Origin of the sequence: Halobellus sp. Atlit-38R (assembly GCF_003665925.1) — an archaeon.
Lineage (GTDB): Archaea > Halobacteriota > Halobacteria > Halobacteriales > Haloferacaceae > Haloquadratum > Haloquadratum inordinatus.
In genome coordinates this window covers 18197-36484 of sequence record NZ_QXIJ01000015.1, presented here as the reverse complement: position 1 = coordinate 36484, position 18288 = coordinate 18197, and the positions used below count along the sequence as shown (strand labels likewise).

Sequence of the window (18288 nt, the reverse complement as noted above, 5' to 3'; positions counted from 1 at the left end):
CCCGCTACCGAGGAGGTACAGGTGGGCGAAACGACCACGTATGAACTAGTCGTTGAGAATACAACAGGAGGTGTTGGCGCTTACAATGTGAGCGCGGCTCTCACAAACGGCACTGTTGCCAACATCACTTCTGTTTCACTTCTTGGCGATCCCAATGGCACAACAACAACAAACATCTCACTGGACGGTAGCTCCGTCTATTTCGATGCATTTGGTGCCAACACGACTGATTCAGGACCAGTCACATTCGCCGAAGTGACTGTCAGCGCTGAGCAGGCCGGACAGACTGGCCTCCAGCTCAATGTCTCAGCGATTGGCAACGAGACCGGCACGAACTACCAAGTTACGGGCGTCAACGGGGGGTCACTTTCGGTAGATTCCGAGAAGCCATCGATCACAAATGCGATGGTAGAAGACGAAGACGGTGATGGGATCGTCAAAGACGGCGAAAACGTCACTGTGAGTGCCGACGTGTCTGACTCCGATCTCAAATCGGTCACTGCCACCGTCGCAGTGCGCGGTGCGGGGGCACTCGAGTTGACCGACGAAGACGGCGATGGGACCTACGATGCGACGGTCACCGCAGAGCGCGAGAATGCGCCTAACGACGGAACCTACGAAGTAGTGGTTACCGCAACCGATTCACAAGGGCACGTCGCAACCAGTACGACCAACACCTTCGAACTCGACGTGTGGCACCCACCGGAAGACCAGATTCTGACGGAAACAGAGGACGTCGAGGTGTGGGAGCGGTCGATCTTCCCACTGCGAACGGATACGGGCGCGGCTGATCTAACGATTAATAACGCCAAATGGTTTGCCAGCCCTGGAGATTTAGGTGTTAAAGACCTGAACAAAGATCCGGTCGGGATCTACACAACTGGAACGGAAATCCCGGTCAGCTTTGACGATGCGCGAGCAGTCGCGGATACACAGCTGGGTTACACCGATAACCAGTTGGATGTCACAGTTGTCGCCGCGCGCTTGGAAACGGGTGGATCGCCGATGCTCTCGCAGGTAGATTCTACCGAAGATCTTCAAGACCTGCTTTCAGGTGAGAACGCCAACACTAATGCAACATTCCAACACGTTACTTCGACTCAACTAGATTCGGATGGAGATGCAGCGTTCCGTTTCACCCCTGACCAGCCGGGTCAGTACGTGCTCCTAGTCGCGAGTAACGAAAGTGGCAGTCTTGCTGTCGATGACGCAGGAAACATTTCGGTTGATGGACAGACGACGGTACTCGGCGTCGATCCAGTGATGGTCCAAGACGCACAGTCAACTATCTCGACTGCGTCCACGTCTGCGGCCGGCACCAACGTCACTGTCTCAGCGAATACAAGCTCGATCATTCAGACTGAGAAAGAAGAGAACGTCACCCATATCGTCGCGCTGTACAACGAAAGCAAACTCGACGAGCAAGAGTTCACCGTTAACGTAGAACGGCCGATTGAAAGTGTCTCAGACAATGTCTCCGTTGAGCACACGATTGGAACAGTCAATGGGATTTGGACTGTCCGAAACGACGCTACGTTGAGTGGGGTCGAGATTCCTTCGACTCGCAGTGATGGGCCCTTTGCATTTGGTGAAGTCTTCACCTTCTTCGGCGACGAGACCGGGATGGATGTCCCATCGGAGCCAGTCGATCCCGAAGCAACGTGGAACGCTTCGGTGACTGTTGTCGAAGCTGATGCTGATAATTCCGTGGTTGTCGAAACCCTGCCTGACTGGCAGCCTGGTGAGTATCGGCTGGTTCACTTCGCGATGAATGAAGAGGGGACCGAGCTTGCCGCCACGAAGGACACGGTAACCATCGAAGAGCCTACACCCACAAACATCACGGTCACAGACGCGTCGGTGGACGTTGACAGAGCGTACACCAACGAGTCGGTCCTAGTTAATGTCACACTCGAGAATACCGGCGACTTAGCCGGGTCAAAAACGATCCAAGTGAGTGCTGACGATGGGACCACAGTAAATGAAACAGTGACTGTTTCCGGAGGAGACTCTCGGACTGTCCCTGTCTCGGTCGCGTTCAACACACCGGGATCGAAGACGATCTCCGTCGGTGAGATCACTGCTGGGACGGTGTCGGTCGATCCAGCAGTTGTTGCAACTGATGTCACCGTGAACAAGACGTCATCAGCGATCGGTGACGCGGTTGGTGTGACTGTCACGGTCGAGAACCGTGGCACAGTAGAGGACAGTGCTCCGATCACCCTCGTTGTCGATGGCGTCGATACTGAGACAAAGCCGAGTGTGACGCTTGCACCTGGTGAGAACACAACGCTGAGTTTCACACGTACCTTTGAGAGCAGTGGGTCATTCGACATCACTGCTCAGCCGAACAGTGGCATTATTCCAGCAACGGTTGATGTCGCACGAAAACAGGTACAGCTGAACGTGACCTCTGACCCCACGGATGGAGTCATTGGCACGGGCGAAGATATCACCTTCACAGTCACGCGGGAGAATGACAGCGAGTCGGTCTCGAACGCGACGATTTCTGTCGGAACGACCGCGGAGACAATCAAAACTGGAACGACTGGCCCTGATGGTACTGTCACACTGACTCTTAACACGTCCGGAGAATTCACGGCCACTGCAGACAAAGAGTCAACTGACACGGTCGCCTACGGATCGGCCCAGACGCCAGTTACAGTCAACGCACCGGCGAACCTCAGTGTGGCTGACGTAACGCCGGTCTCAACGGAGACTTACACTGGGAATACCCTCACCGTTGAAGCAGCCGTTGAGAACACTGGCGGCGTCGCAGGCACGAAGAATCTGACCTTCTCGTTTAACGGGTCCGTTGTCGAGGAACGAGAAGTGACTGTTGGCGGTGGAAATACCTCTGTCATCACGTTCACGACCACTGTCAGTACAACCGGTGAGAAGGTTGCATCCGTCTCCATTGAAGATGGCAACACCGTGCAGTCTGAAACGGTGACGGTCAAGGAAGCCGCAGTCGCGACAGGCTTCACGCCCACGTCTGACACAATTACTGTCGGACAGACTCTCACTGTCGATGCTGTGGTGAATAACCGTGGCTCGACGAACGAAACGGTAGCTGTGAATTTGACGGTCGATGGCGTTGAGGTAGTCACCAATAGCGTTGATCTCTCCCCCGGAGAGTCACGCACGACGACGCTGACGTGGGACACGTCCGCCGTCGAGGAGGTTGGCTCGAAAGACCTCTCCGTGAACGGATTGGCGAACCAGACGGTGACGGTCGAACGTAAGACCGTCCCGCTTGAGATTACTGCGACGCCGAATTCGCTCGTCGCCAACGAGACAGTGACGTTCACTGTTGAGCGAACTGATGGAGAGATGGCGACACCGGTCGAGAACGCGACGATCTCCATCAACGACCAGACGCTTACGACGAACAGTACTGGCCAGGCAAATTACACCCCTTCCACGGCAGGGACTTACACTGCGACGGCCAGCAAATCCCAGAATGCTACGACCGCATTCGACTCGGATAGCGTCTCGGTGACGGTCAATGCACCTGCAAATCTCAGTGTTGTCGCCACGTTCCTCGGCACCACGCAGGCGTACGCGGGTGACACTGTTACCGTGGAGGCAACCATTGCGAATAATGGTGGTGTCTCCGGTTCGACCACAGTCAACCTGACCAACACCAGCGGTGACGTCCTCGACAGCCGAGAGGTAACCGTGAGCGCCGGTGGGTCGACGACAATTGAACTGACTGAAACGTTCGATTCAACGGGCGACAGAACTCTGGCAGTTAATAACCAGACTGCAGGTACTGTCACTGTCGATGAGCAATCGGTCGTGACAGACTTCACCGTGAATGCGACCGCTGTGAAGTCCGGTCAAGCAGTGAATGTCACAGCCATTGTCGAGAACCGCGGTGAAAACGCAGACTCCGAGGGCATTGATGTGGCGTTCTACAAGAACGGAAGCCAGTACAAGACGGCTCTTGCGACTGGAGAGATTGCTGCCGAGAGTACGGCAACAGTCTCGATGGACATCACATTCACTGAGACTGGTACGGTTGCAGTTGAAGGGCTTGACGCCCGGACCATTACGGTCTCTGAGGACATCGTCGATCTCTCGGTGAGCGTTGAGCGGGACAATAAGACGTACCTCGCAGGCGAGACAATCACGTTCAACGTAACTGATAGCAACGGGGCACCGATCGATGGTGCAACAATCTCCGTTGCTGGGAAGACAACCACGACAGAATCCGATGGACTCGCAACAACGTCGATCGGAGCCGACAACGACGTCGATCAGTACCGTGCTGTCGTCTCGAAGGCTGACGAGGCCGGAACGTCGTACAACGGCGATTCGGTGACGATCGATGTTGAAGAGCCAGCGATGCTCACTGTGACCGATGCCTACCGGCAGGTTGCACAAGCGTACACTGGCGATTCAGTGACTGTGGAAGCAGTCATCGAAAACACCGGTGACCGAGAAGGCAGTCGTACAGTCAACCTCACCGATTCGACTGGCACTAGCCTCAACAGTACGACTATCGATAGTCTCGCTGGGGGAGCAAACACAACCGTAACGCTAACGACGAACTTCAGCACCGCGGGCACCAAGACGCTCTCAGTTGAAGACACTAGCGCGGGGGCGGTGGAAATCGAACCCCAGACCGTCGTCACCGGATTCAGTCTCAACGAGACTGCCGTCAACGTCGGTGATACGGTCGAGATCAACGCAACAGTTCGGAATCGAGGGACGACGCAGGATACCTTCCCGCTGAACGCCACTTACGGGGACACCAACCTGAGTCAGGACGTCGACGTCAGCTCGGAATCGACGACCTTCGCGACATTCACGCCCACTCTTGACGAACCCGGAACCGTTGAGGTGAGCGTTGAGGACCTCGATGCACAGACAGTGACTGTCTCGCGCGAACTCGTCGATCTCAACATCACGGCGACACCCGTCGTGACGGCAACCGGCGAGCAAGTGACGTTCACAGTCACCCGCGAAGACAATGATAACCCTGTGAATGGCGCAAGCGTCTCGGTTGGCAGCCAGACCTTGACCACAGACAGTGACGGCAATGCAACCACGACGTTCGCCGCAACTGGAAGCTACACGGCCCAGGCTGAAGCAGCCTCCACGGATACGACAACATTCAGCTCGGATGCTACCTCGGTGACGATCAGACAGCCGGCCAACATCCGCGTCATTGACACGGATGTCACGACGGCTGCTCCGATCTACGCTGGCGAGGAAGTGACCGTTGAGGTCGACCTCCTGAACGACGGTGGACTCACCGGTACGAAGACCATCCGCCTGAACAACAGCACGACCCAGCTGAATAGCAGCGAGGTCGAACTTGGAGCAGGTGAAGATACGACAGTCACGCTGACAACACAGTTCAACGAATCCAGTGATGAGACACTCTCAATCAACGGCGATACAGTCGAGACAATCGCTGTTGAGTCCGCCGCAGCGGTCACGGACTACGAACTCTCCTCAACTGCTCTGACGACACGCGAAACGCTCGCTGTCGACGCGACAGTGAAAAACCGTGGCGGGATCACCGACACAGTGGTCGTTAACCTCACGGTTGATGGGACGATCGTGGATAATGAGTCGGTGACGCTTGACGCTGGAAACAGTGATACGGTCCGACTCACGGAGACCTTCACGACGAACGGGACACGAACTGTTTCAGTAAACGATCTGCGTACTGAAACGGTCTCTGTCGCCGTCACCACTGTGCAACTGTCGCTAAACGCAAACAGGTCGGCTATCCCGGCCGGAACTCCGGTTCGATTTGAAGTTGCTGACTCGAACGGGAACCCTGTCAATGCCACAGTCAGCATTGGTGACACCAGTGTGAGTGCTGTGAATGGGCAGGTCACAACGTCAGTCAGAGTTAGCGGCAACTACACGGCGAGAGTGTCGAAGGCTGCCAACGACACAACAGCCTTCGCCGGTGACTCCGTTGACGTCGAAGTGACTGACCCGCTGGCAGTAACACAGCAAGTCACTTACGGAGGTGTGCAAGCCTCGCCAGTGGAGACAGACTCGCGACCGAACTCCGCGACGGCAACTCGGGATGTCACCATCACGAACACTGGCGGTCGGAGCGTCGCCCTCAGTAGTGCTGAGGTCGTCGGACCGGATGCCGACCAGTTCGAGATTACGTCTTCGCTCCCGAGCTCGATCCCGGCTGGCGCTAGTCGGACACTGACAGTCGCCTTCGAGCCAACGGAGCGCGACTCTGCGAGCGCAACGCTGCAGTTCAAGTCCGATACGCCGAGTACACCAACCCGGATGGTTGGCCTCTCTGGTACGGGCGAAGCACCACAGTTCGAGATCAACACGACCTCACTCCAGTTTGGTGAGGTTGCGGTCGATGGCTCGAGTGCAACAAAGACTGTTCAGATCAACAACACCGGTGACCGTTCGCTCTCGGTTAGTCCCAGTTCGATGGGTGCAGGCTTCGAGGCAGACACAAGCAGCCTGACCGTTGATCCAGGACAATCCAAGACGATCACGGTCACCTTCGACCCGAGCGCGCCCCGCGATTACGGCGCGCCGCTGACGCTCACGACCAACGACCCATTCCAGAACACGGTGACGGTTCGTGCTACTGGGACTGGTCTCGGTGGTGAAGTCACCGTCTCACCGAACCCTGGGACGGGTACTGACTTCGACTTCGGCGACGTCAGCGTCAACGCTGAAGAGAGCACGCAAATCTACGTGGCAAGTACGGGGACACAGGCGATCACGGTGAACCCGTCGATTACGGGTAGCGCATTCAGTGTTGACACCACCACGCAGTTCACACTCGAACCTGGAGAGGCTCGATACCTCACGGTCACCGTCACACCCAGCGCCGAGAGTGAAAGTGGTGATCTTACGCTTGACACCAATGCAAGCCGCGATCCGGTACTCAACTTCACGGCAAACGGGTTGACGCCGACAGCACAGATCAGTCAGGATCTTGACTTCGGCCGCGTCGCAGTCGGTGGTTCGACGACTGAGTCGATAACAATCGAAAACACTGGCGACGCAACTCTCGAAGTCGATCGGGAGGATGCACTTCCGAGCAACGTGCCCTTCGCGATTACGGGCGATACAAGTAACGTGACTGTGCCCGCGGGCGAGAGCCGGACGGTCTCTGTGGTGTTCACACCGACTACGCCGCAGGCATCGAACGCTGATCTCTCCCTTGAGACGAACGACCCGAACAACAGCTCGGTGACGGTCAACCTGACCGGTGAAGGTGAGGCAACGCGCCTAACCGGCAACCAGTCTGCGATTGACTTCGGAACGATCGGTCGCGATGGAGACGTCCAACAGATCATCACCCTCACCAACGACGGCACGGAGAACCTCACGAACCTCCGCGTCAGCTCGAAGAGTGGTGACGGTGCAGGACAGTTCGCCGTCGAGACAAGCACCCTCGAACCGCTCGCGCCTGGTGAGTCCACAAATGTCGCAATTGAGTATGATCCGACTGCGACAGGGACGCACGCGGCGACGGTCACCTTCGCTGCACGAGGTGAAGTGACTGGCCCGAACTCCTTCGCAGTCTCGCTGGCTGGGGAGGCAACACCGCCGGACATCGCAGTTGATGCGACCGAGCAGCGGTTCGGATACGTCGACACTGGTGCTGACCCGGTCACCCGAAATGTTACCATCAGCAACGTCGGCCAACCGTCGACGACACTCAACATCGACAGTATCTCTGCAACTGGAGATGCGTTCTCTGTGGTGAACCAGCCAGCTCAAACGGTTGCTGGCGGTGGCGGTGATACACTCACCGTCACAGTTGAGTTCGATCCGTCGGCATCTGGTCGGCAGACCGCTACGCTGGACATCGTGACGAACGATCCCGACGAGCGGACGACACAGGTTCAGTTGACCGGTGTCGGGACAGCACCCGAAGCTGCAGTGGACACGACATCCATCAGCTTCGGTGACGTCCGTCAGGCTGAGCAGAGTGCGACACAGACCATCACCATCACGAACAACGGTGGTGCACCACTCGAACTCCAGGGGACCTCGATCGACGCGTCCAATGAGTTCACTGTGGTAAACGGTCTTGATCAGAATGTGCTCGTGCCCGGTGCAACCGAAGAACTCAGCGTCGCTGCGACGCCGAGCAGCACTGGAGCGAGTGACGGTACTCTCACGATCAACACTGACGGTGGCAGCCCGACGGTGTCGCTGAGCGCCAACGGCATTGCGCCCGAACTGAACGTGAGCCAGGAACTCAACGGTGACTTTGGGCAGGTCCGTGTCGGAAGTTCCGCCCAAGGTACAGTGGTTGTCGAGAACACCGGTAATGCGACCTTGGTCTTAGAGACGCCGCAGATCTCTGGATCCAACGGATTCACTGTGGTGAGTGGGAGCCAGCCGGTCTCACTCAGTCCCGGTGAAACGACTACGTACGCTGTTGCATTCACTCCGACTGCGGCACAAGACAGTACTGGGACGTTCGAGCTGGCAGCGAACGCCTCCTACATTTCGAGCTACACCGCAGGTCTCTCAGGCGCTGGCATTGAAGCCGACGCCTCACTGTCGCCGTCGACGATCGACTTCGGCAGCATCGAAGTCGGTAACTCGAGTGAGACGACAGTTACCCTCGAGAACGCCGGTGCTGCCGGACTCGACATCACCAGTGTCTCGGTCACTGGTGCTGACCCAGCAGCATTCTCAGTATCGGGTCTTACTACCGGAACGGTTCCGGGCGAGACGACTGAGAGCTTCACTGTCACGACCTCACCGAGTGTCACTGGCAGTGTCTCTGCCCAACTCGTCGTCGAGACAGCACAGCAGGGCACGCTGACAGCTACGCTGGGTGCGACGGGCGTTGAACCAGACATCCAGATCCAGCGTGGAAGCCTCACCTTCGATCAAACGCGGATCGGAGAGACTGACACCGCTACACTTCGGATCCGGAACACTGGAAACGCAGAGCTCAACGTCAACAGTCTCGCACTCGCTGGTGCGAATCCCGATGAGTTCTCGCTGGATCGCTCCAGTGTGACGATTCCCGCAAAGACGACTCGAGAAGTCACCGTGACGTTCGAGCCGTCGGCGAACGTTACGGCTGCAACCGATGAAGTCGCACAGACTGCCACAATCGTGGCCCAGAGTAATGACCCGGACGAGCGCGTTGTTCGGACCGCACTCCGTGGCACCCCCAAGACGCCCGTACTGACTGGACCTGATGCGGTCCAGTTCGGTTCGACGTCAATCGGTGACACGTCGACGCGTTCGGTGACGATCACCAACGACATCAGCGCGTCTGCAGACATCAACCTGGAGACGATCACGGTTGCAGGGCCAGCCAGCGGTGAATACACCGTCGCTGCCCCGTCCGATCGTACGCTCTCACCGGGTGAATCGGCCTCGCTGACGGTCCGGCTCACCCCCGATCGTCCCGGTGCGAAGTTCGCATCGCTCGTGATTACTACGAACGATCCGCGGCAGCCGGGTAAGGCAGTGTTCCTCTCGAACACTCGAACAATTGTCCGGGCGCAGTACGGCAGCGTCAACCTCACGTACTCGAACGTCGATGCCGGACAGCAGCCCGAAGCATCGTTCAGACGGAACGTTGGTCGAAATGCGTCGGTGATCGCTGCACAGCCGACGACCACGACCGATTCGGACTTCGGATTCCTCTTCGAGACGCAGGCGACAGCCTTCGGAAACACGACAGTTGGCACAGACAAGACCAAGCCGCTTCAGTACGTCTCGGTTACCAAGCAGAACCTCACTGCGAGTGAACTGCAGAACAGTACACTGCAGTTCCGTGTGAGCAAGTCTGCACTCGGGACTGACGTTGCGCCCGACCGAGTCACGTTTGGTCACTACAACCAGACAACTGGTAGCTACGAGCCACTCAATGTGACGCTGGTTCGTGAAGAAGAGACCAACTACATCTACCAGACCGAAACCCAGAGCTTCTCCCGGTTCGTGATCGGTACGAGCCAGCAGGCTAATATCGCGATCACAAAGACGGATCTTGATCCGACTACGGTGGACACAGGTGAAGACGCCACCGTTTCGGTGACAGTTGAGAACACTGGCGGTGCCAGAGGACAGATCGACCTGACGCTCAGCGTTGATGGCACCGACGAAACAACAAAAACCGTGACTGTCGGAAGCAGTGAAACAGTTACGGAAACGTTCACCATCAACCGAACAACCGCTAACACATACAGCCTCTCTGTCAACGGCCAATCCATCGGTGATCTCTTAGTTGAGTCCACTGGTGGCGGTGGTGGTGGCGGTGGCGGCGGTGGCGGCGGCGGAGCCGCCCCGACAACGCCTGGCAAAGTCACCCCTGAGCCGGTTTCAGCGCCTCTCGATGAGGCTGGACAAGCAACCGTTCAGCTCTCTGGTGAGACCGGCGTAACGGGTGTTTCGGTCTCGGTTCCGAACACCACCGGTCAGGTGACAGTCCAAGAACTGGCCAGTGCGCCAGCCGAGATCCCGGCTCCCACGGGACAGTACGTCACTGGTGTTGACATCGAAGCACCAGATCCGACAGCAGGACAGAGTGCGACGGTGACGATCACCGTGGGCCAGTCCCGGCTTACCGAGTTGGGTGTGTCCGCTGACGATCTGGTGATCCAACACTACAGTGACGGTGCGTGGGAAGTGCTTGACACCGACGTCTCGCAGTCTGGCGACCAAGTTACGCTAACTGCACCGGTGTCTGGGTTCTCGCCGTTCGCTGTGACCACTCGCGAAGAGACAACCACGACTACGACGCCGCCGACAACAACGACGGACGATACCCCCACCACGACTTCGCCGACAACGACCGCTCCGGGCACAGAGAGTCCCGGTGACGGTCCGGGTGGGTTCTCGCTCCCGCTCATCATCGCGCTGCTGCTCGTGCTTGCTGCGGTCGGCTACGCTGCCTACCGGTCGCTCGACTTCGAGTAGTAAGTAGCCTTCCGCCGCGCGACTTTTGCAGCGATTTTTTTGCTCGATGTAATACGAATGCGGGTAGCCGAACGTACAGCGTGACTCTGGTGAAGACTGTGCTGAGAGAGGTATCTCGGATGTCTAGTTAGAAGCCTTCGCCAATTCGGTCGAAAAATACTTAATTTGTGTCGAGGGATATCCCACGTGTTTCGTCAATCGCTCTTCTTAACCTTGGGTTTGAGTCTCTTGATTGGTGTCGCTATTGTTGTTGGGGGTGTTGCCACTGCAGACAGTGGAGGCGACACGTTGACTGTCTCTCCTGACGTGGATGTCCCAGATCGAACGACTTCCTTTAACGGAAACGCATACACGATAACTGCACTTGGCCGAGCACAGAGTGGGACATCAGTAAGCGTGAGCACGACAGTACGTACAGAGGGTCAATACTACCTCCACCTGTACAACAAGGACAGGCAACGCATCGAGACAAAGTCGGCACAAGAAGACACAACGGTGAGTTTCGCGACAGAGAACCTCGAGCCCGGAACATACACCTTTGCTCTTGAGCGTGATGGGTCATTCGAGACAATCCACCCGCTAGTAGTTCCGGCATTTACAATTTCAGTGGAAGCGCCGAGCGAAATAGCAAAAAAGAGCAATATAACGGCGAATGCAACTCTCTCCCGAATTGAGTCAGAAAAGAGCATTGACTCTGTGGAGGTGGTGGTCTCAAACGACGAGACTACTCGGCGCGTTGAGATGCAATCGGTTGATTCCTCGACGTACCAAGCAAACATTTCAACGGACGATCTTCCGGCTGGCAAGTATCAGATGAACGTATTCGTGCGGGGGACGGAGACGATCAACGGAAACAAAGAGGCGATTGGAGTGAGTGACGCACATTCACTGTCGATTGAAGAGGTATCGACCACTGCCACTCCGACAGAAACAGAATCAACTAACGAGGGTGGTGGAGAATCCAGTGGCGGGGAACAACCTGAATCCGACCCAACGACAACGCAAATAACAACCTCAGGAACGGTGAATACCACGACAACTCCGGAACCCTTGACGACGATCCCGACACCGACGACGGAGTCCCCACCGTCAACCGCAGAACAAACCTCAACTGAATCTCAGCGGAGAACAGATCGAACAACAGATAATAGCCTTCTCCAGCCGAACGATTCAGCCACACCAACGTCTGAATCTAAGACAACAGCAACAACCACTGGCCTTGGGATCTTTGGAGCCTTTCCCGCATTCTGGGGACTGATTCTTGTCATCCTCTGGATTGCTCCGAAGACTAGGTGATGGTTAGGGCGAATTAGCTGCGAAGCTCAGCTATGCGGCTCAGCTGAGTAGATCAGCTAGATCGTCTGACTGAGTTTTATAGATGAGTAGCTCAACTGAGTGAATATGCTTGCGTACACCGTCTATTCCGAAGCAGGCGGAGTTGGAAAAACGACACTTGCCGCGAATCTTGCGAAAGCCGAGGTTCGAGCAGGGAGAGATGTGCTTGTAATTGATCTGGACACGCAAGAAGCATCCCTATCATATCTACTTGATGTTGCTGAGGACCGAAGTAACGACCAAGCCGATAGTCTCCTTCGACATATGATCGACCGGCCCAGAGACGACTTTGAGAATCTTATTCGGACCAGTGAAGGGATCGATATTGTTCCGGCGCATAATATTCTCGAGTACGCATCCAAACATCTGCGTCGTCGTGAGGAAGAAGCAGCTGACTTCGGGGAGTCGTGGAACCCAAACAAACAACTACTCAGAGTATTACAAGAAGCGGGCGTTCACAACCAGTACGACACACTAATCATTGACCCGCCGGCGAGTGCGGACATCAAGCTCCACAATGCAATCCACGCAACACGGCACTTAGTAATCCCATTTGAACCCAGTGGAAAAGGATACGAATCTGTCCAAGGGCTGGATCAGCTTGTCGGCGGACTCGAAGAGCAACTCGGAATCGAAGTTGGCGTTCTTGCAGTCGTCCCGAATCGGTACAAAGGAATGAATGACCAGGATCGGTTCCTCGGCAAATTAACACAGGATGGGTGGGATATTCCAGTGAAGTTTCGCGAACGGTCCTCATTACTCGAAGGGTGTTGGGCTGAGCAATGTACGGCGTTCCAGTACGTAGAAACCCACCGAGATCGCGAGCGAGACCACGAACTAGACACTCTCGCTAAGTTCGATGAGCTGGCTAACCATATTCGAGAAACCAAGGTGGTGAAAGCATGAAGCAAGGGTCAGCGGATGATCCCTTTGCAGACGACCCTGCAATAGACCAGGAGGGCAGTGAAGAGTCGGAAGAGGAGACACAGAGTACAGAGCAGTCTTCGCGACCAGACCGTACAGATTCGAACGACAGCACCCAGTCCGCTACAACAGAACAAGACACAGCAGGTGGGCAACCCCACTCGCTCCCGTATATCCATTCTCGGAACGGTGTGAAAGATGGCCGCACACAACGCCCAGTCTTCCTTCGAGAGCACATTGAAGATGGGATTGATGAGCTACTCGAACAGATGGAAGCAGAGCTCAGTGAGAGTGTATACAAAACCGATGTTACTGAAGCGGCAATGGCAGTCGCACAAGAGAATCCGGAACTGGTGCTGACAAAACTCAAAGAGTGGGGTTACGGCTGGGACTAAGGCGGGCGGGATTCCGCCTTGCTACCGCTGTAAGTTAGTCGATAGAAAATACAAGAGTTCAACATTTGACCTCCCACCCCTCGTTCAGAGTGAAAACGCAAGACGAGGGTAATATGCAACGAAAGAATATCAGGGAGATCGGCAGAGTTGGTATAACATTATTCCAATGTGAGACAGATTAGGAATTCTGGATTTACAGGCTCTCTAGTCAGGTTTTATCAGTCTGAATTGGGGGTGTGGATGTCGGTTCGCACGCAGGAATTGTTCGCCGACAAGCCTCTCCCTCCACGAGCGAATCCGTCAGAGTGAGCGAAGTAGGGTACGGTCGTTGACCGGAATATGTCACTGAATACAGTCTGAACGAGGGGTGTGAAGACAATCGTGCCGCCACATATCGTCTGAACAAGGAGTGTGAATGGAAGGGGGGCAGCTCCGGGGGAACTGCCAGGATACCTGTTGTTCTATGGAGTCCAACAGGCGTGTCAACGTGATTCCGGACTGAATAAAAGTATTGTGATGCCAATATTACAGCACAGCCAACACTAACGCTTACAGCGGTAGCGAGACGACGGCCCATCCATTTACAGTAGGTGCCGAAGTTCGGAAGAAGGCCACTCGATTATTGACCTCAAGGAGTGATCCAGGCTTAGTTTGCTGTTTTTTCTTCTGGCAAAACACGTTTGCCAGGCAGTCAGAACGTCTCGATCTGGACGAACTGCCGTGCGGTGGTGATGATGATACGAACGCATACCCCGCCTTTACAGTAGGTGACGAACCTCGAACAGAGACAACCGTTATCCGGCCACGAGGGCTAAGAAAGTCCGATCGATCGGCGTTCTTTCCTCGGCTATATGTCCTCCATAGACAATCTGGAGGCCTCAAAAGACGGTGAAATGGAGCCTTGCCAGTCGCCGCACGCTCTGCTATCCGTCTGGAAGAGCTAACACGAACAGCCGAAACAGCGCTGTCAAGACAGCCGGTCGGTCAGGGAGTTCCCGCTGGTCAACTAGAACGAGACACACCAGAATCCAGAGATTGTACAGCGCTACCGCGAACAGGAACTCGAACAGCCGCACCGCGAACGTCGGCTAGTAATCAAGAGAAGTTTTGGAGGTTGCTGCTTGTGGAATAGCAGCTATGCCCTGTCTCACGAAGTCATCAACGGCTCTCTAGAATTCTTAATCTCCAGAACTTTGCTTAGGTACTAGCCGACGTTCGCGGGAGAAACTCACCAATTTTCCGGTGAACCGCCTCGGGGTCAAGCCCCGAGGCACTCGCCTTGCTTTCTCTGTAGAAGCAGCACGAGACCGCTGTTTCGCCTCCGTTGCGTGGATCACATAGATTGGTCACCGACAACGAAAACGCCGACTCAGCTCCTTCGGCACCTACTGTGAAGCCGTGAGAGAATATCAGATGCTCTAGCTATTAGTTAATTCCGCACGGATACTCTCAACTACCTGTTGGCTGTGCGCAAGCGGTGTAAAATAGATCCTACCGAGCGCATCGTAATATTCGAGTTTGTTATACAACTCAGTTAAAAAGTTCATTACAGTATCACCAGATGCGTACTGAAGCATCAACGATAAGGAATCCACACACACAACAACTTGAGCCTCCTCCGCACTTACCCGATCAAGAAACTTGACGAGTTCAAGCCCAATCCTTGAGAGATCACCTGGTTGTGCTACATAAGTGAAGGTCGTTTTGACGCCTAGTGACTCTCCGTAATTTTCGATGCTCTGTGCGTCTGGCAGTCCATACCCTGTGTGAACAATTCCGATCTCGGCGGGCCCTTCAGCCAATTCATCATCCCAATAGCGTAGGCGTGCTTTTGGCGCCCACACGTAATCAATATGGAGGATCCGGGCTTCTGGATTTAATTTTGGAAGGGTCTGATAAACCATTGTGGGGGAACTTGGAATTGGTTCCCGTTCAATGAGGCGCACTTGGGAAGTTGGTGTAGGTATGTCTGAGTTTGTCAACGCGTTTCACATCTTACTGGTAATTGACACACGGATATGATTTTTAGGGTACAGGATAGTAGTCAGACGACCAAGCTATCTTTTTTCGCGGAGCTAACTCCGCTGTTTAAGCGGAGAGAACTAAGCTCGAAAATGTTGTAAACCTGCGTCTATGCTATCGTGTATGGGGATAGGTAGACGAGAACACTTTATTCAAGCGCAGTTAGCTTGGATGCTTGGGGCTGTTCTGATTCTGGTACTGCTGGAGTCCTTGTCGTTCGAGCTTGTGTTCGTCGTCTCACTGATTGGGTTCTTAGTCGTTACTGAGCTCACTGCACCGTTTAATCTCACCCCGACTTGGCGCTCTCGTCTTAGGTGGGTCATCTTGCTTGGACTGTTGGGCTTTGGGTATATCGTTATTCGCCGAATCATTGAAATCCTTCCACCGGGGGTCTTCTAAATGGGGATTCGGATCCGCAACCAGACGATTTCATATCCAACACTCCTTCTAGCAGGGGTGCTCGTTGTGCTCTCAGCAACCGTTTTAGTTGCTATGAGCACCTCAGCGACCGCCTTTGGCTTCTACAATGCTGATTGGGATGGTGCAAGCGGTCTCCGGAACACGGCCAATGCAGCGGGTGCAGAATCGACGATCGTTCTTAATACGTCTACATACGACTCAACAGCAGCAAATCAGAGTATTTCGATTGTGCTATCTCCTGATGAGCCCTATACTGATAGCGAGCAAGAGCGACTGGAGGAATATGTGCGAAGAGGTGGAACGATCGTCATTGCTGAAGATTTTGGTTCCCAGGGGAACCGCTTATTACGTGGTGTTGGTGCTTCTGCTCGGTTTGATGGAGCCCTTCTTCGAGATGAACGCAATTATTACAGATCGCCTGCGTTCCCCATTGCAACGAATATTTCTACATCACCGCGCACAGATGGAGTTAGCCAACTTACTCTAAATTACGGGACGACTATTCGGAATGAAACTATTGGGAATGCAACTGTTTTGGCCCGGTCGTCTGAGTTCGCGTATCTCGATCGAAACCGGAACGACGCTCTGGACACTAATGAATCTCTTGAGCGCCGGCCAATCGTTGTTCAGGAACGGGTCGGGTCCGGGAGTGTCATCGCTGTGAGCGACCCAAGCTTGTTCATCAATACGATGTTAGAGCGACCGGGCAATCGTGCCTTCGTCAGTCTGCTCTTCGCTGACCACAAACGAGTGTTATTAGATTATTCTCACCACTCTGGCCGTCCGCCGTTGATTGTCGGCCTGCTGATTCTGCAGGATACACCACTGCTCCAGGCACTGGTTGGTATTGGTGGCATTGTAGCGGTCTTTGCGGTTTCCGAGGCTAGAAACCGCCGTCACTTAATTGATCAGTGGGTATCTGGTTCGGAAGCAACCGAAGACCCCACACCGGTAGATAATGACGCACTCCGTGTATGGCTTTTTAATCAGCATCCGGATTGGGATGCCGACCGTGTTACTCGCATAACAGCAGGGATTTTATCGCGGGATTCACACAATGACGATAATGAGTGATCCGGGGGATGTCTACGACTCAATCCGAGATGAGGTTGGGAAAGTACTTATCGGTAATGAGGATGTTATAGAGAATCTTACAATCGCAGTGCTGACCCGCGGACATATCCTTCTAGAGGGAGTCCCCGGTGTCGCAAAAACGACGATGGCAAATCTGTTTGCCCGTGCTACTGGGTTGTCCTACAACCGGATCCAGATGACTCCAGATATTCTCCCTGCAGATATTCTTGGGACGCGCATCTATCGGGATTCAGCAGAGGAGTTCCAACTTCAGCGTGGCCCAGTTTTCTCAAACGTTGTCGTAGCAGACGAGATTAATCGGGCTACTCCAAAAACTCAAAGTGCACTCTTGGAGGCTATGGAGGAGCGAAACGTCTCGATTGAGGGGCAAACACTCCCCTTGCCACAGCCGTTCATTGTTATTGCTACACAAAATCCCATAGAGATGGAGGGGACGTTCGCCCTGCCAGAAGCTCAACGCGACCGCTTCCAGCTCAAACTCACAGTCGAACTGCCAACGAAAAGCAATGAACGGATGGTGCTTGAACGATTTGATGAGCGTCCTGAGCTCGGCGAAGAGGCTGTTTCACAGGTCACTTCCTCGACTGATCTAACTGCGGCAAGACAAGAAGTGGAAGAGGTCTACGTTGATCCCAAGATCTATGACTATATCCTTGAACTTGTCAGAGCCACTCGTGATGCCGGTGAGACTGAATATGGTGCATCTCCACGGGCTTCACTTTCATTTCTGCACACTGGCAAAGCCCGTGCAGCAATTAAAGGCCGGGAGTATGTGATCCCAGACGACATCAAAGCTCTCGCAGAACCTGTGCTTGTTCACCGGCTTATACTTAGTGCAGATGCTGAATTGAGTGATACCCGGCCCTCGGATGTTGTTGAGTCTGTCATTAACTCAGTGGAGCCTCCTGAAGTCACAGTCTCGGCTCCTGGCGGACGGACTGACACGTAGCGAGCGGAAGTTCGTCTTCACAGAAAAAAGTCACGGCGGATGCCCCGCGGCTTGACCTCGGGGCATCCGCCTCGTACCGCCTGTGAATGCAAGAACGCCCTTCTCAAGGAGCGAACGACGCCACTCCTGAGTCGGTAGAGTAGTGTGTTTTACCTAGGCTTGGCTTTAGATGATTGTTGTATATGTCTAGATTTACTCCGTCAAAAACTAGGACAGTCGTATTATTCTTCAAGAATACGC

Annotated in this window: 8 protein-coding genes; 7 read left to right on the top strand and 1 reads right to left on the bottom strand. The window is 54.7% G+C overall.

Features of this window, described 5'->3' with window-relative positions; all coding sequences use genetic code 11:
- Positions 1-255: 255 nt before the first annotated feature.
- The 4 genes from D3D02_RS15550 to D3D02_RS21520 all read left to right on the top strand — a co-directional run bounded on the left by D3D02_RS15550 (position 256) and on the right by D3D02_RS21520 (position 13562).
- Positions 256-10908 (top strand): S-layer family protein, encoded by a 10653-nt coding sequence (locus D3D02_RS15550; protein WP_158599386.1) that lies wholly within the window; start codon positions 256-258, stop codon positions 10906-10908.
- Positions 10909-11127: 219 nt separating this feature from the next.
- On the top strand, positions 11128-12204 hold the full coding sequence (locus D3D02_RS20350) for a hypothetical protein (protein ID WP_147435630.1): 1077 nt from the start codon (positions 11128-11130) through the stop codon (positions 12202-12204).
- Between the two features lie 105 nt (positions 12205-12309).
- Positions 12310-13149 (top strand): ParA family protein, encoded by an 840-nt coding sequence (locus tag D3D02_RS15545; RefSeq protein ID WP_121570906.1) that lies wholly within the window; start codon positions 12310-12312, stop codon positions 13147-13149.
- Positions 13150-13436: 287 nt separating this feature from the next.
- A complete protein-coding gene (locus D3D02_RS21520) occupies positions 13437-13562 on the top strand; it encodes a hypothetical protein (RefSeq protein WP_255410169.1) in 126 nt (41 codons plus the stop codon).
- A 1418-nt stretch (positions 13563-14980) separates the two neighbouring features.
- Here D3D02_RS21520 and D3D02_RS20345 read toward each other — a convergent pair.
- Positions 14981-15466, bottom strand: a complete 486-nt coding sequence (locus tag D3D02_RS20345) for a hypothetical protein (RefSeq protein ID WP_147435629.1) — start codon at positions 15464-15466, stop codon at positions 14981-14983.
- A gap of 241 nt (positions 15467-15707) precedes the next feature.
- Between D3D02_RS20345 and D3D02_RS21225 the strand changes: the two genes are divergently transcribed.
- Genes D3D02_RS21225 through D3D02_RS15520 form a run of 3 tightly spaced genes read left to right on the top strand, consistent with a single transcriptional unit; the run spans position 15708 to position 18048 of the window.
- The gene (locus D3D02_RS21225) at positions 15708-15983 is read left to right on the top strand and encodes a hypothetical protein (RefSeq protein WP_121570904.1); all 276 of its coding nucleotides are present in this window, start codon (positions 15708-15710) and stop codon (positions 15981-15983) included.
- Entirely contained in the window at positions 15984-17078 is a 1095-nt protein-coding gene (locus tag D3D02_RS20340; RefSeq protein WP_147435628.1) for a DUF4350 domain-containing protein, read from the top strand.
- Positions 17071-18048, top strand: coding sequence for a MoxR family ATPase (locus D3D02_RS15520; protein ID WP_121570923.1), 978 nt, complete (start codon positions 17071-17073; stop codon positions 18046-18048). Before D3D02_RS20340 ends, D3D02_RS15520 begins: the two co-directional genes overlap by 8 nt.
- The last annotated feature ends 240 nt before the right edge of the window (positions 18049-18288 follow it).

What these genes read in the sequence shown, in the direction of transcription:
- D3D02_RS15545 (WP_121570906.1), top strand. Translation starts at nt 12,310, where the DNA reads ATGCTTGCGTACACCGTCTATTCCGAAGCAGGCGGAGTTGGAAAAACG.
- D3D02_RS21520 (WP_255410169.1), top strand. Translation starts at nt 13,437, where the DNA reads ATGGAAGCAGAGCTCAGTGAGAGTGTATACAAAACCGATGTTACTGAA.
- D3D02_RS20345 (WP_147435629.1), bottom strand. Translation starts at nt 15,466, where the DNA reads ATGGTTTATCAGACCCTTCCAAAATTAAATCCAGAAGCCCGGATCCTC.
- D3D02_RS21225 (WP_121570904.1), top strand. Translation starts at nt 15,708, where the DNA reads ATGGGGATAGGTAGACGAGAACACTTTATTCAAGCGCAGTTAGCTTGG.
- D3D02_RS20340 (WP_147435628.1), top strand. Translation starts at nt 15,984, where the DNA reads ATGGGGATTCGGATCCGCAACCAGACGATTTCATATCCAACACTCCTT.
- D3D02_RS15520 (WP_121570923.1), top strand. Translation starts at nt 17,071, where the DNA reads ATGAGTGATCCGGGGGATGTCTACGACTCAATCCGAGATGAGGTTGGG.